Source organism: Streptomyces sp. NPDC029044 (assembly GCF_040637495.1).
Taxonomy (GTDB): Bacteria; Actinomycetota; Actinomycetes; order Streptomycetales; family Streptomycetaceae; genus Streptomyces.
The window spans coordinates 173,372-187,367 of sequence record NZ_JBEZWN010000009.1; the positions used below are offsets into that span (position 1 = coordinate 173,372).

12 protein-coding genes are annotated in these 13,996 nt (G+C 72.8%); 7 read left to right on the plus strand and 5 right to left on the minus strand.

Features of this window, described 5'->3' with window-relative positions; translation table 11 throughout:
• Positions 1-26 precede the first annotated feature (26 nt).
• From AB0E85_RS11455 to AB0E85_RS11470, 4 genes are all read right to left on the minus strand, one after another.
• Positions 27-878, minus strand: a complete 852-nt coding sequence (locus tag AB0E85_RS11455; protein WP_361925009.1) for an oxygenase MpaB family protein — start codon at positions 876-878, stop codon at positions 27-29.
• A gap of 70 nt (positions 879-948) precedes the next feature.
• Complete coding sequence (locus tag AB0E85_RS11460) at positions 949-1,830, minus strand: SDR family oxidoreductase (protein WP_361925011.1); 882 nt, start codon at positions 1,828-1,830, stop codon at positions 949-951.
• A gap of 65 nt (positions 1,831-1,895) precedes the next feature.
• A complete protein-coding gene (locus AB0E85_RS11465; protein WP_361925013.1) occupies positions 1,896-3,515 on the minus strand; it encodes an NAD(P)/FAD-dependent oxidoreductase in 1,620 nt (539 codons plus the stop codon).
• Positions 3,508-4,020 (minus strand): SRPBCC family protein, encoded by a 513-nt coding sequence (locus AB0E85_RS11470; RefSeq protein ID WP_361925015.1) that lies wholly within the window; start codon positions 4,018-4,020, stop codon positions 3,508-3,510. The genes AB0E85_RS11465 and AB0E85_RS11470 overlap by 8 nt, the downstream gene beginning before the upstream one ends.
• A gap of 168 nt (positions 4,021-4,188) precedes the next feature.
• Between AB0E85_RS11470 and AB0E85_RS11475 the strand changes: the two genes are divergently transcribed.
• On the plus strand, positions 4,189-4,392 hold the full coding sequence (locus AB0E85_RS11475; protein ID WP_361925017.1) for a hypothetical protein: 204 nt from the start codon (positions 4,189-4,191) through the stop codon (positions 4,390-4,392).
• Between the two features lie 190 nt (positions 4,393-4,582).
• Entirely contained in the window at positions 4,583-5,977 is a 1,395-nt protein-coding gene (locus tag AB0E85_RS11480; protein ID WP_361925019.1) for a glycoside hydrolase family 16 protein, read from the plus strand.
• Positions 5,978-6,028: 51 nt separating this feature from the next.
• Here the strand turns inward: AB0E85_RS11480 and AB0E85_RS11485 are convergent, their stop codons facing one another.
• Positions 6,029-6,916 (minus strand): AraC family transcriptional regulator, encoded by an 888-nt coding sequence (locus AB0E85_RS11485; protein WP_361925021.1) that lies wholly within the window; start codon positions 6,914-6,916, stop codon positions 6,029-6,031.
• Positions 6,917-7,052: 136 nt separating this feature from the next.
• On the opposite strand from AB0E85_RS11485, the gene tkt reads away from it, so the two are divergent.
• From tkt to pgi, 5 genes are all read left to right on the plus strand, one after another.
• The gene (tkt, locus tag AB0E85_RS11490) at positions 7,053-9,128 is read left to right on the plus strand and encodes a transketolase (protein ID WP_361925023.1); all 2,076 of its coding nucleotides are present in this window, start codon (positions 7,053-7,055) and stop codon (positions 9,126-9,128) included.
• A gap of 19 nt (positions 9,129-9,147) precedes the next feature.
• Positions 9,148-10,293, plus strand: a complete 1,146-nt coding sequence (gene tal / locus AB0E85_RS11495) for a transaldolase (RefSeq protein ID WP_361925025.1) — start codon at positions 9,148-9,150, stop codon at positions 10,291-10,293.
• A complete protein-coding gene (zwf, locus tag AB0E85_RS11500; RefSeq protein WP_361925027.1) occupies positions 10,290-11,996 on the plus strand; it encodes a glucose-6-phosphate dehydrogenase in 1,707 nt (568 codons plus the stop codon). The genes tal and zwf overlap by 4 nt, the downstream gene beginning before the upstream one ends.
• On the plus strand, positions 11,993-12,928 hold the full coding sequence (gene opcA / locus AB0E85_RS11505; protein WP_361925029.1) for a glucose-6-phosphate dehydrogenase assembly protein OpcA: 936 nt from the start codon (positions 11,993-11,995) through the stop codon (positions 12,926-12,928). The genes zwf and opcA overlap by 4 nt, the downstream gene beginning before the upstream one ends.
• Positions 12,921-13,996, plus strand: a 1,076-nt coding sequence (gene pgi / locus AB0E85_RS11510) for a glucose-6-phosphate isomerase (protein WP_361925031.1), incomplete at its 3' end; no start/stop codon positions are given. The genes opcA and pgi, both read left to right, overlap by 8 nt.

Here is a 13,996-nt window from a genome sequence, read left to right on the forward strand (position 1 = left end):
CGCCGGGCCCCGTATGTCCCCTCGGTTCAGGCCTCCCGGGCCGGGGTCATGGCCCAGCGGATGGTCCGGGTCAGGGCCCGGCCGGTGGGGCGTACGGCCAGGTCCTCGACCACCGGCACCCGGGGCAGCCACAGCATGCCGCGCGCCCAGGGCGGGAGCAGGGTGACGGCGTTCGCGGCCAGCCCGCCGTAGAAGGGCCGGACGGCCAGGGGCAGGGGCGGCTGGAACAGCAGGAAGCGGGCGGCCGCCCGGGCCTCGGGCGTGGCCCGCAGTTCGGGCCGGTAGGCGCTCAGGCGCTCGGCCAGTTCCCCGCGGTCGCGCGGCGGGTCGACCACCCCGAGCGCCTCGGCGACGCGCGCGGTGTCGGTGACGTAGGCGTCATAGCCGGCGGCGTCCAGCGGCCGGGCTCCGTAGCGTTCGTGGGCGCGCAGGAAGCTGTCCGTCTCGGCGGCGTGCACCCAGCCGAGCAGGTGCGGGTCGGCCGCGTGGTACGGCACGCCCCCGGACGTCGTGCCGCGGATCCGTGCGTGGATGCCGCGCACGTGGTCGACGGCCTGCTGGGCGTCCACGGCGGTGCCGTACGTCGTCACGGCCAGGAAGGTGCTGGTGCGCTGCAACCGGCCCCACGGGTCGCCGCGGAAGCCGGAGTGACCGGCGACGGCCGCCATCGCGAGCGGATGCAGCGATTGCAGCAGCAGGGCGGTCAGCCCGCCGATGAACATCGAGGCGTCGCCGTGGACCGCGCGGATCGGCCGGTCCGGCCCGAACCAGCGCGGGCCGGGGGTGTGGTGGATCCGGGCACGGGTCGCGGGTCCGCCGGGGCCCGCGACCCGGCGGAACAGGGCCTGGCCCAGTTGTTCACGGACTCCGGTCAGCACGGTCGGCCTCCCTTCCCCTGCTGACCAGTGTCCGGCATGCGGGTGCGGTCCGGGCCTGCCGGGGCCGTCGTCAGGGATCCGGCTTGGCCGCCGCTCGGTCGGCCAGGCCGCCGGCGCCGAGCGGCCCGGTGTAGCGGACCGGGCCCGAGGCCTCCAGGCGGGGCAGGGCGCGGCGCGCCACACGCAGGACCACCGGGGGCATGGCCGGGCGTATCGGCTGGGCCAGCCGCAGCCACGCCGGTGCGTACACGGCCGTTCGGCGGCGCTCCATGCCCCTGACCAGGCGGGCGGCGACCGTGTCCACCGGGTAGACGCGGCGGACCGGCGGAGGCATGTGCCCGCGCAGCTCCCGCAGGACGGCGTACCGGTCGGCGTCGCGGATCATGTCGGTGTCCGTCCAGTTGAGGTAGGCGATGCCCACCCCGACCCCGCGGTGCGCGACCTCCGCCCGCAGGGAGTGCGCGAAGGCCTCGACCCCCGCCTTGGAGGCGCAGTAGGCGCTCATCAGCGGGGCGGCGCCGATCGAGGCCAGTGAGGCGACCTGGAGGAAGTAGCCGGCCGTGCCGATCAGGTCCGGCAGGAACGCCCGGGCCGTCTGGGCGCTGCCGGTGAGGTTGACGTCGATCACCCGGCGCCAGGCGGCCGGGTCCGAGACGAGGAGCGCGCCGCCCTCGGCGATGCCGGCGTTCGCCACCACGGCCGAGGGACGGCCGAGCCGGGCGCGCACGGTGGTCGCCGCCGCCTCCAGCGCGGAGAGGTCGGTGACGTCGGCCTCCAGGGCGAGGGCCGGGCCCGGCAGCGAGGCGGCCACAGTGTCCAGGACGGGCTTCTCGTGACCGACGAGCGCCACCCGGGCCCCGCGCCGGGCCGCCTCGCGGGCAAGAGCCGCGCCCACGCCGCGGGCGGCTCCGGTGACGACGACGGTGCGCTCGGCGAGCGGGCTGCTGGTCATGGGCTGCACTTCCTTCCGGAGCCGGACCCTTCCGGGCGGGCCGGACCCTCCCGGGCGGGGCCGGGTCAGCGCCTGGCCCCGGTGCGGTCGCGGTGGGCGAGGAGCCGCTGGGCACGGGCCAGACCGGGGGGCCGGTTGCGGCGCAGAGCGGCCCGGGCGGCGTTGGCCCCGGGCGCGCCGTGCACCCCGCCGCCGGGGTGGGCTCCGGAGGAGGCGAGGTACAGGCCCGGCACCGGGGTCTCCGGGCGGCCGGTGCCGGGCAGGGGGCGGAAGACGAGCTGTTGGTGCATCGCGGTGGTGCCCCCGTTGATGGCGCCGCCCGCGAGGTTGCCGTCGAGCGCCTCCAGGGTCGGCGGTGCCAGGATGCGACGGCCTCGGACGAGGGAGCGGAAGCCGGGCGCGAAGCGCTCCACCTGGCGTTCGACGCGGTCGGCCATGAGCTCCTGGTCCTTGGTGTCCCAGCGGCCGGTGATGCCCTCGTCGGCTGCGTCGGCACGGATCTCATGGGGGATGTGCGTGTAGGCCCAGGCCGATTCGGTGCCCTGCGGGGAGCGGGTGGCGTCGGAAGTGGTCATCTGGCCGAAGACCAGGAAGGGCCGGTCGGGGACCTGCCGCATGGCGATCTGTGCGGCGAAGCGGGTGAGTTCGTCCATGCCGTCGGCCAGGTGCACGGTGCCGGCCCGGGTCGCCGGCTCGGCCTGCCAGGGCACCGGGCCGTCGAGCGCCCAGTCGACCTTGAAGGTGGCGAAGTCCCACTGGAAGCGCCGCAGGTCGTCCAGGAGCTGCGCGGGCAGGTGCTCGGGGTCGAGCAGCTCGCCGTACAGGGCGGGCACCGACACGTCCGCGAGCACCGCACGGCGGGCCGGCACCGCGTCCCCGCCGGCCGTGCGCACGCCGACGGCCCGCCCGCCGCGGACGACGACGTGCTCGACGCGCTGCCCGCAGCGCACCCGTCCGCCCAGGGTCTCCAGCCGGCGGACCAGGGCGGAGGTCAGTGCGCCGGAGCCGCCGACCGGGACCGGGAAGCCGTAGGTCTGGCCCAGCATGGTCATCAGCCAGCCGAAGCCGCCGCTGCCCGCGGACTCGGGGGCGAGGTCCGCGTGCAGGGCGTTGCCGGCCAGCAGCAGGCGGCCGCCCTCGCCGCGGAACTCCTCCTCCCCGAGGCGCCGCACCGGCAGCACCAGGGAGCGGGCCATGCGCAATCCGCCCGCCGCCCGCAGCCGCAGCGCCAGCCGCGCCGAGGCGCGCACGGGCGGGAACGGGGTGAACAGGGCCTCCAGGAGGCCGGGGCGCAAGTTCTGCCACACGTCGTGCAGCCGCCGCCAGGCCGCTCCGTCGCCCGGCTCGAAGGTGTCGAGGGACGCGGCGGTGGTGCCGATGTTCCGGTCCAGGACCGCGCAGCCGCCGTCGGTGAGGGGGTGGGCCAGCACCCTGGGCGCGTGGCTCCAGCGCAGCCCGTACTTCTCGGGCTGGAGCGCCGCCAGGACGGGCGAGGCCGCGGCGAGGGGGTAGAAGGAGCTGAACAGGTCGTTGACGAAGGCGGGGTCGACGCCCCGGTCGTGGCGTACGGCGCCGCCCGGTTCGGGCTGCTCCTCCAGCACCTCGACGCTCCACCCGGCGTCCGCGAGGAGATTGGCGGCGACCAGTCCGTTGGGGCCCGCGCCGATCACGACGGCGTCAGGCACGGCCGGCTCCGTCCGCCTCGGATCCCACGGCCACCTGGCCCAGCGGGCGGCGGCGCTCACTGCCCGGGGTCCGCGCCTCGGCCTCACAGAGCCTGGCCAGGCGGGCCAGCATCGCGCGGTGGCGCAGCTGGATCAGCGCTTCGAAGCCCACGTTGTGCAGCCGGCCGCCCGCGCCCCGCAGAGGGTGCTCGTCCACGATCACCAGGCAGTACTCGCCCCAGGGCCGCAGCTCGATGGCGATCCGTGCCGTGCCCAGCACACCGGCGTGGGCCTCCAGCTCCAGACGGCTGCCTTCCTCGCAGTGGCGGACGACGGTCTCGTTGTCGAGCCGCAGGGGCCCGAGCCGGACCTCGTACCCGATGGCCGCGCCGGTGCGTGGCCACTGTCCGCGCACGGGGTGGGACTCGGAGGTCCCCACCACCCACTCCGCGTAGCGGTGGCCGTCGGCGAGGACGTCCCACACGGCGCCCGGGCCGACTCGGATCAGGTGATGGCGTACGGCCACGGATGCCTCCTGCTGCCTCGACCGGTAGTCCGTCGTCCACCCCGAGTGCCCCACGACCCCGTGTTCAACAGCGCGGAGTGCGAGGGCCCGGCCGGACAACCCGCGCCGCCCGCCGGGCGACGGACCCTGCGGGGTGCCGCGCGGCACCTGCGGCGACGGGAGCCTGCGATGGCGCGGTCGGGCGGGACGCGGTGGCGGGTGCTGCGGCTGCTGGTGCCCGGTGGTTCTCGCGGGGGCCGCCGGGCTGGTCGTCGCCTGGGCCGGGCTTCCGGCGTGGACACGGGTGTGGCCGTCGTCCTGCTGCCGGCGCTCGACGACGTGCTGCGCCGCCGGCCGAAGAAGGGGGAGGCGGGCCCCGGCGGCAACGGCTGAGAGCGCTCTCTCCCAGGGCCGCCTCTCACGCCGAGACCCGCAATCCCCCGCAGCTCACCGGGCGTTCAAGCTGTGCACACACCACAGCCCCCGCACTTTTCCTGGCTTTACCTCTTGACGCCCCGGACCGCGTGGAGCACATTGGCGGCACTTTGAGAGCGCTCTCACCCCCTTCCCGAGAGGCCCCCACATGAGCGGAACCTCAAGCACCCTCCGCAGACCCCGGCCCTTGCGACGGGCGTTCGTCGCCGTCGTCAGCACCCTCGGTCTCGCGGCGGCCGCCTCAGCGGTCGCGACCCCGTCCGCGAACGCCTCCGCGCCGCCGCCCCCGTCGGGCTGGACGCAACTGTTCGTGGACGACTTCGACGGCGCCGCCGGCTCCGGCGTCAACACCTCGAACTGGCAGTACGCGACGGGCAAGGGTTACCCGGGCGGCCCGGCCAACTGGGGCACCGGCGAGATCGAGACGATGACGAACAGCACGGCCAACGTCTCGCTCGACGGCAACGGCAACCTCCGCATCACGCCCCGGCGGGACGCCGCCGGCAACTGGACCTCCGGCCGCATCGAGACCAACCGCACCGATTTCCAGCCCCCGGCCGGCGGCAAACTCCGCGTCGAGTCGCGCATCCAGGTCCCGAACGTCACCGGGGCGGCCGCCAAGGGTTACTGGCCGGCGTTCTGGATGCTGGGCGCCCCCTACCGCGGCAACTACTGGAACTGGCCCGCGGTCGGCGAGCTGGACATCATGGAGAACACCCAGGGCATGAACACGGTGTTCGCGACGATGCACTGCGGCACGTCCCCGGGCGGACCCTGCAACGAGACCAGCGGCATCGGCGGTTCGACGACCTGCCAGGGCACCTCCTGCCAGGCCGGCTTCCACACGTACCGGATGGAATGGGACCGCTCCACGAGCGTGGAGGAGATCCGCTTCTACCTCGACGGCGTCAACTTCCACACCGTGCGCGCCAACCAGGTCGACGCGACGACCTGGAGGAACGCCACCGACCACGGCTTCTTCGTCATCCTGAACGTCGCGATGGGCGGCGGCTTCCCCGACGCGTTCGGTGGCGGCCCGGACGCCGGGACGCAGCCGGGCCACGCGATGGTCGTCGACTACGTGCAGGTGCTGTCGTCCGGTGGCGGCACCACACCCCCGCCGACCGGGAACCGCGACGCCTACTCCGCCGTCCAGGCCGAGTCCTACGACGGACAGTCCGGCGTGATCACCGAGACGACGGCCGACTCAGGCGGCGGCCAGAACGTCGGCGCCCTCGCGAACGGCGACTGGCTGCACTTCAAGGGCGTCGACTTCGGCTCCACGGCGGCCCGGCAGTTCAGCGCCCGGGTCGCGAGCGGCGCAGCGGGCGGCGTCAGCGGGCTGGTCGAGGTCCGGCTGGACAGCCGCAGCAACGCACCCATCGGGAGCTTCGCGGTGGGGAGCACCGGGGGCTGGCAGTCGTGGCGGACCGTCCCGGCGAACATCAGTGGGGTGACCGGCACGCACGACGTGTATCTGACCTTCAGCAGCGGGCAGCCGGCGGACTTCGTGAACGTCAACTGGTTCACCTTCGGGCGCTGACCCGAGCCGCGAAGGGGCTCCACGCGTGCGTGGGGCCCCTTTTCGCCACCCTCAGCGCAACTCCGCGCGGAACGCCGCCGGGGTCTGGTCGGTGTGCTGGTGGAAGAACTTGGAGAAGTTGGCGGCGTCGGGGAAGCCCACCGCCACGCCGACCCGGCCGATCGGCAGTTCGGTGTGGGCGAGGAGCCGCTTTGCCTCCAGGACCACACGCTTGTCGATGAAGGCCTTGGGAGTCTCGCCGGTCGCGGCGCGCACCGCGCGGACCAGGGTGCGGCGGGAGTAGCCGAGCGCGTCGGCGTAGGCGCTGACGCTGTGGTTGGTGGCGAAGTCCCGCTCCACCGCGTCCCTGAAGAGGGTGAAGGTGGAGTCGGTCCGCCGGTGCAGGGCCGGGGCCGAACTCGCCGCGAGATGGGCGAGCCGCAGCAGGAACGCCGTCAGCGTATGGCGCAGGACGGCGGTGTGCAGGCTCAGCGGGAGGGTGGCCGCGTCCTCGTACTCGCGCCGCAGTTGTGCCAGCGCGGCTTGCAGACCGGCGAGTTGGGCCGGGTCGGGGCGCAGCAGCGGGGGCAGGTCGTAGCGGTAGAGGCCGGTGGCCTCCACGGTCGAGCGGGGCAGGAAGCCGGGCTGCATGGTCAGCGCGGTTCCGCGGTACTCGCCGGTGCGCGCGAAGCGGTGGACCTGCCCCGGGCGGATCCACAGCAGGTCCCCGGCCATGGCCTCGTGCTCGGTGAAGTCGACCATGTGCCGGACCGGGCCCGTGCCGAACAGCATCACGACGTGGAAGTCGATGCGGTGCACGCGCTCCAGCGGCGCGTCGGCGTGCCAGGTGCGGCCGGTCCCCATCGGGCCGACCTGCATGCCGACACCGCCGACGCTCAGCTCGACCGGGAAGGGGAACGTATCGATCCCGTCGCCGCCTTGGATGCTTCTGTCCGCCATGTCCGCCTCGCGCCGCCCGCTGGTGTCCCACTTTCACCACAGGCTGGCACACGCCGACCTTCCGCCGTAAAAGTCAGACTTTTAGTTTTGAACGCGTCAGACCAGCCACCCCGCTCCCATCGAGGACTTCTTGAAGATGAGCACGCAGACAGCGGACAGTTTCGAATGGACCGAACTCGACCGGCGTGCCGTCGACACCGCCCGCCTCCTCGCGGCCGACGCCGTACAGCGGGTGGGCAACGGCCACCCCGGCACCGCGATGAGCCTGGCGCCGGCCGCCTACACGATCTTTCAGAAGGTGATGCGGCACGACCCCGCCGATCCCGAGTGGAGCGGCCGTGACCGCTTCGTCCTGTCTCCCGGCCACACCTCGCTGACCCTGTACACGCAGCTCTACCTCGCGGGCTATGAGCTGGGCCTGGACGACCTGAGGGCGTTCCGCACGCACGGCTCCAAGACGCCGGGCCACCCCGAGTACGGGCACACCGCGGGAGTGGAGACCACCACGGGCCCGCTCGGCCAGGGCGTCGCGAACGCCGTCGGCATGGCGATGGCCGCCCGGTACGAGCGCGGCCTGTTCGACCCGGACGCCCCCGACGGCGACTCCCCCTTCGACCACACGATCTGGGCGATCGTCTCCGACGGCGACCTCCAGGAGGGCGTCTCCGCGGAGGCCTCCTCGCTCGCCGGCCACCAGAAGCTCGGCAACCTGGTCTTCCTCTACGACGACAACCACATCTCCATCGAGGGCGACACCGCGACCGCGTTCTCCGAGGACGTGCTGAAGCGCTACGAGGCCTACGGCTGGCACGTGCAGCGGATCGAGCCGCAGGAGGACGGCGACGTCGACGTGCGGGCGCTGCACGGGGCCCTGAGGGCGGCTCAGGCGGAGACCGAGCGCCCCTCGATCATCGCGATGCGCACGATCATCGCCTGGCCGGCCCCGAACGCGCGGAACACCGAGGCCTCGCACGGCTCGGCGCTCGGCGAGGACGAGGTCGCGGCCACCAAGCGCCTCCTCGGCTTCGACCCGGAGCAGTCCTTCGAGGTCGCCGACGCGGTGCTGGCCCACACCCGCCGGGCCCTGGACCGTGGCGCCGAGGCGCACACCGCCTGGGACAAGCGGATCGCGGCCTGGCGGGGCGACAACCCGGAGCGGGCCGCCACGTTCGACCGTGTCAGCAAGGGTGAGCTGCCCGAGGGCTGGCAGGACGCGCTGCCGGTGTTCGAGCCCGGCAAGGCGGTCGCCACCCGAGCCGCCTCCGGCAAGGTCCTCCAGGCGCTCGGCCCGGTCGTTCCCGAGCTGTGGGGCGGTTCCGCCGACCTGGCCGGCTCGAACAACACCACCATCGACAAGACCAGTTCGTTCCTCCCGCGGGGCAACCCGCTGCCGGAGACCGACCCGTACGGCCGCACCGTCCACTTCGGCATCCGCGAGTTCTCCATGGCCGCGGAGATGAACGGCATCGCGCTGCACGGCAACACCCGGATCTACGGCGGCACCTTCCTGGTCTTCTCCGACTACATGCGCAACGCGGTGCGGATGTCCGCCCTGATGCAGCTGCCGGTGACGTACGTGTGGACGCACGACTCCATCGGCCTCGGCGAGGACGGCCCGACCCACCAGCCGGTCGAGCACCTGGCGGCGCTGCGGGCCATCCCGGGCCTGAACGTCGTACGCCCCGCCGACGCAAGCGAGACGGCGGTCGTGTGGGGCGAGATCCTCGAGCGCCACAGCACCGCCCCGGCCCCGCACGGTCTCGCGCTCACCCGCCAGGGCGTGCCCACGTACGAGCCGGACCCGGACGCGGCACGCGGCGGTTACGTGCGGTTCGAGGCGGAGGGCGGCGTTCCGCAGGTGATCCTGATCGCGACCGGTTCCGAGGTGCACGTCGCCGCCGGGGCACGCGAGCTGCTCCAGGGCGCCGGCGTGCCCACCCGCGTCGTGTCGATGCCGTCCGTGGAGTGGTTCGAGGAGCAGCCGCGTTCCTACCGCGACCGTGTGCTTCCGCCGTCGGTGAGGGCCCGGGTCGCCGTCGAGGCCGGGATCGGCCTGACCTGGCACCGGTTCGTCGGGGACGCGGGACGCATCGTGTCCCTGGAGCACTTCGGCGCCTCCGCCGACGCCGGGACCCTGTTCGCCGAGTACGGCTTCACGCCCGAGAACGTCGTCGCCGCCGCGCGGGAATCCCTCGCCGCCGCCCGTGGCTGAACCGACCGCCCGAAAGAAGATGATCACTGTGACCGAAGCGACCGCGACCGCGGGAGCACTCCAGCGCCTGTCCGACGAGGGCGTGTCGATCTGGCTCGACGACCTGTCGCGCCGGCGGATCGAGTCCGGCGGCCTGGCCGGTCTCGTCGCCACGAGGAACGTCGTCGGCGTCACCACCAACCCGTCCATCTTCCAGGCCGCCATCGGCTCCGGCGCGGGCTACGAGGAGCAGCTCGCCGACCTGGCGGTGCGCGGTGTGACCGTCGACGAGGCCGTCCGGATGATGACGACGGCCGATGTCCGGTCCGCCGCCGACGTGCTGCGGCCGGTGTACGAGGCGAGTGGCGGCCGGGACGGCCGGGTCTCCATCGAGGTCGACCCGCGCCTCGCCCACGACACGGCGGCGACCGTCGCCGAGGCCCGGCAGCTGGCCTGGCTGGTGGACCGCCCGAACGTGATGATCAAGATCCCGGCGACGAAGGCGGGCCTGCCGGCCATCACGGAAGTGGTCGGAGCGGGTATCAGTGTCAATGTGACGCTGATCTTCTCCCTGGAGCGCTACCGCGAGGTGATGGACGCCTACCTCGCCGGCCTGGAGAAGGCGCGGGCGGCCGGGCTCGGTCTGTCCGCGATCCACTCGGTCGCGTCGTTCTTCGTCTCCCGCGTGGACTCCGAGATCGACAAGCGACTGACGCTGCTGGGCACGGACGAGGCCCTCGCGCTGAAAGGCAGGGCGGCCCTGGCCAACGCCCGGCTCGCCTACGAGACATACGAACAGACCTTCGACGGGGAGCGCTGGCAGGCCCTGGAAGGCGCCGGAGCCAACCGGCAGCGCCCCCTTTGGGCCTCCACCGGTGTGAAGGACCCCGCCTACAAGGACACCCTGTACGTGGACGAGCTGGTCGCCCCGGGCACGGTCAACACCATGCCGGAGGCCACGCTGCACGCCGTCGCCGACCACGGCGACGTCCGGGGCGACACCGTCACCGGCGGCTACGACCGGGCCCGCGCGGACCTGGCGGCCGTCGAGCGGCTCGGCATTGCGTACGACGAGGTGGTGCGGCAACTGGAGGACGAGGGCGTGGCCAAGTTCGAGGCGGCCTGGCAGGACCTGCTGGACGCGGTCACCAAGTCCCTGAACAGCATGGGAGTTGACGCGGAATGAGCGAGGGCATCGAGGGCATCCCCCAGACGGCCGAACAGGAGACCAAGGGGACCAAGGAGGACAAGGAGGCCCGGGCGGCCCAGGAGGCGGCCGGGGTCGAGCAGACCGGGGTGAGCGGCACGACGGAGGCCACCCCGCCCGCGGACCGCGCCGACACCGAGAGCGAGACCGAGACCGAGACCGACTTCATCAACCCGCTGCGCGACCCGCAGGACCGCCGGCTGCCCAGGATCGCGGGCCCCTCCGGGCTGGTCATCTTCGGCGTCACCGGCGACCTGTCCCGCAAGAAGCTGATGCCGGCCGTGTACGACCTGGCCAACCGCGGCCTGCTGCCGCCGGGCTTCTCCCTGGTGGGCTTCGCCCGCCGGGACTGGGAGGACCAGGACTTCGCGCAGGTCGTGCACGACGCGGTCCGTGAGCACGCCCGGACCCCGTTCCGTGAGGAGGTCTGGCAGCAGCTCGCCGAGGGCATGCGGTTCATCCCGGGCGACTTCGACGACGACACGGCGTTCAAGCAGCTGCGCTCCGCCGTCGAGGAGCTGGACGCCTCCCGGGGCACCAGCGGCAACTACGCCTTCTACCTCTCGGTGCCGCCGAAGTTCTTCCCGAAGGTCGTCCAGCAGCTGAAGAAGCACAAGCTGGCGAGCGCCCCCGAGGGTTCCTGGCGCCGCGCGGTCATCGAGAAGCCGTTCGGGCACGACCTGCGGTCGGCCGAGGAGCTCAACCGCATCGTGCACGAGGTGTTCGACCCGGAGCAGGTCTTCCGCATCGACCACTACCTGGGCAAGGAGACCGTCCAGAACCTGCTGGCCCTGCGCTTCGCCAACCAGATGTTCGAGCCGATCTGGAACCGGTCCTTCGTGGACCACGTGCAGATCACCATGGCCGAGGACATCGGCATCGGCGGCCGGGCCGGGTACTACGACGGCATCGGCGCCGCCCGTGACGTCATCCAGAACCACCTGCTCCAGCTGATGGCGCTCACCGCGATGGAGGAACCGGCCGCCTTCGACGCCGCCTCGCTGCTCACCGAGAAGCTGAAGGTCCTCAAGGCCGTGCGGCTGCCGCAGGACCTGGGGCAGGGCACCGTGCGCGGGCAGTACGCGGCGGCCTGGCAGGGCGGCACCAAGGTGCGCGGCTATCTGGAGGAGGACGGCATCGACCAGTCGTCCACCACCGACACGTACGCCGCGGTCCGCCTCCAGGTGGACAACCGCCGCTGGGCCGGCGTCCCGTTCTACCTGCGCACCGGCAAGCGGCTGGGCCGCCGGGTGACGGAGATCGCGGTCGTCTTCCAGCGGGCCCCGCACTCCCCCTTCGACTCCACCGCGACCGAGGAGCTGGGCTCCAACGCGATCGTCATCCGCGTCCAGCCGGACGAGGGCATGACGGTCCGCTTCGGCTCCAAGGTGCCCGGGACGTCGATGGAGATCCGGGACGTGACGATGGACTTCGCCTACGGCGAGTCGTTCACCGAGTCGAGCCCCGAGGCGTACGAACGGCTGATCCTCGACGTCCTCCTGGGCGACGCCAACCTGTTCCCCCGTCACCAGGAAGTGGAAGAGTCCTGGAAGATCCTCGACCCGATCGAGCAGTACTGGGCCACGCACGGCCGGCCCGCGCAGTACGCCTCGGGCAGCTGGGGACCCGAGGAAGCCGACGAGATGCTCGCACGAGACGGACGGAGCTGGCGCAGGCCATGAAGATCGACCTGACCGACACCACGGCAAGCAAGATCAACAAGGCGCTGGTGCAGGGCCGCCGCGCCATCGGCACGCCCGCCGTGGGCATGGTCCTGACGATGGTGATCGTCACGGACGAGGAGAACGCCTACGACGCGATCAAGGCGGCCGAGGAGGCCTCGCACGAGCACCCCTCGCGCACCCTGGTCGTCATCAAGCGGCACGCCCGCACCCCGCGCGACCGCCAGTCCTCCCGGCTGGACGCCGAGGTCCGGGTGGGCGCCGACGCGGGCACCGGCGAGACCGTGATCCTCAGGACCTACGGCGAGGTGTCCGACCACGCCGACTCGGTGGTGCTGCCGCTGCTGCTGCCGGACGCGCCGGTGGTGGTGTGGTGGCCGGTGGACGCCCCCGAGGTGCCCTCCAAGGACCCGCTCGGGGCGCTGGCCCAGCGGCGGATCACCGACCTGTACGCCGTCGAGAACCCCCTGGAGACGCTCCAGACCCGGGTCCGCTCCTACGCGCCCGGTGACACCGACCTCGCCTGGACCCGGCTGACGCCCTGGCGTTCGATGCTGGCGGCCGCGCTGGACCAGGCCCGGGCGCGGATCACCTCGGCGGCGGTGGAGGCCGAGGCCGAGAACCCGGCCGCCGAGCTGCTGGCCCGCTGGCTGGAGGCGCGGCTGCACGTCCGGGTGGACCGCGTGGTCACCGCCGGGCCGGTGGTGACGGCGGTGCGCCTGGGCACGGAGCACGGCGAGATCGTCATCGACCGCCCCGAAGGGCCGCTGGCCACGCTGACCCTGCCGGGCCAGCCGTCGCGCACCCTCGCGCTGAAGGTCCGTGCCACCTCCGAACTCATCGCCGAGGAGCTGCGGCGCCTCGACGCCGACGAGATGTACGCCATCGCCCTGAACGGCGCGGCGACCGAGGAGACCCCTGCCCATGTCTGACTCCCCCAACGGAACCCCCCGGCTCACCCGGCGGCCCGAGTGGACCGCCCTGGAGGACCACCGCAAGGACGCCCTGCCGCAGCCCGATCTGCGCGAGCTGTTCGCGGCCGACCCCGGGCGAGCCGAGCGCTACGTCGTCCACGTGGGCGACCTGCGGATCGACTACTCCAAGCACCTGGTCACCGACGAGACGCTGGCCCTGCTCCAGGAGCTGGCCGCCGCGGCCGACGTGTCCGGACTGCGCGACGCCATGTTCCGCGGCGAGAAGATCAACACGACCGAGGACCGGGCCGTTCTGCACACCGCGCTGCGCGCCCCTCGGGACGCGGTGATCGAGGTCGACGGCGAGAACGTCGTCCCGGGCGTGCACACCGTGCTCGACAAGATGGCCGCCTTCGCGGACCGGGTGCGCTCCGGCGAGTGGACCGGCCACACCGGCCGGCGGATCCGCAACGTCGTCAACATCGGCATCGGCGGCTCCGACCTCGGCCCGGCGATGGCCTACGAGGCGCTGCGGCCGTTCACCGACCGGGAGCTGACGTTCCGGTTCGTGTCGAACGTGGACGGCTCCGACCTGCACGAGGCGGTGCGCGACCTGGACCCGGCGGAAACGCTGTTCATCGTCGCGTCCAAGACCTTCACCACGATCGAGACGATCACGAACGCCACGTCCGCGCGGTCCTGGCTGCTGGAAGGACTCGGAGGCGACGAGAAGGCGGTGGCGAAGCACTTCGTCGCCCTGTCGACCAACGCGGAGAAGGTCGCCGGCTTCGGCATCGACGTCGACAACATGTTCGAGTTCTGGGACTGGGTCGGCGGCCGCTACTCGTACGACTCCGCGATCGGCCTGTCCCTGATGATCGCGATCGGCCCCGACCGCTTCCGGGAGATGCTCGACGGCTTCCGCATCGTCGACGAGCACTTCCAGAACGCCCCGGCGGAGGCCAACGCCCCGCTCATCATGGGCCTGCTCGGCATCTGGTACGGCAACTTCCACGACGCCCAGTCGCACGCGGTCCTGCCCTACAGCCACTACCTGTCCAAGTTCACCGCCTACCTCCAGCAGCT

What these genes read in the sequence shown, in the direction of transcription:
- AB0E85_RS11460 (WP_361925011.1), bottom strand. Translation starts at nt 1,830, where the DNA reads ATGACCAGCAGCCCGCTCGCCGAGCGCACCGTCGTCGTCACCGGAGCC.
- AB0E85_RS11475 (WP_361925017.1), top strand. Translation starts at nt 4,189, where the DNA reads ATGGCGCGGTCGGGCGGGACGCGGTGGCGGGTGCTGCGGCTGCTGGTG.
- AB0E85_RS11480 (WP_361925019.1), top strand. Translation starts at nt 4,583, where the DNA reads ATGAGCGGAACCTCAAGCACCCTCCGCAGACCCCGGCCCTTGCGACGG.
- AB0E85_RS11485 (WP_361925021.1), bottom strand. Translation starts at nt 6,916, where the DNA reads ATGGCGGACAGAAGCATCCAAGGCGGCGACGGGATCGATACGTTCCCC.
- tkt (WP_361925023.1), top strand. Translation starts at nt 7,053, where the DNA reads ATGAGCACGCAGACAGCGGACAGTTTCGAATGGACCGAACTCGACCGG.
- tal (WP_361925025.1), top strand. Translation starts at nt 9,148, where the DNA reads ATGATCACTGTGACCGAAGCGACCGCGACCGCGGGAGCACTCCAGCGC.
- zwf (WP_361925027.1), top strand. Translation starts at nt 10,290, where the DNA reads ATGAGCGAGGGCATCGAGGGCATCCCCCAGACGGCCGAACAGGAGACC.
- opcA (WP_361925029.1), top strand. Translation starts at nt 11,993, where the DNA reads ATGAAGATCGACCTGACCGACACCACGGCAAGCAAGATCAACAAGGCG.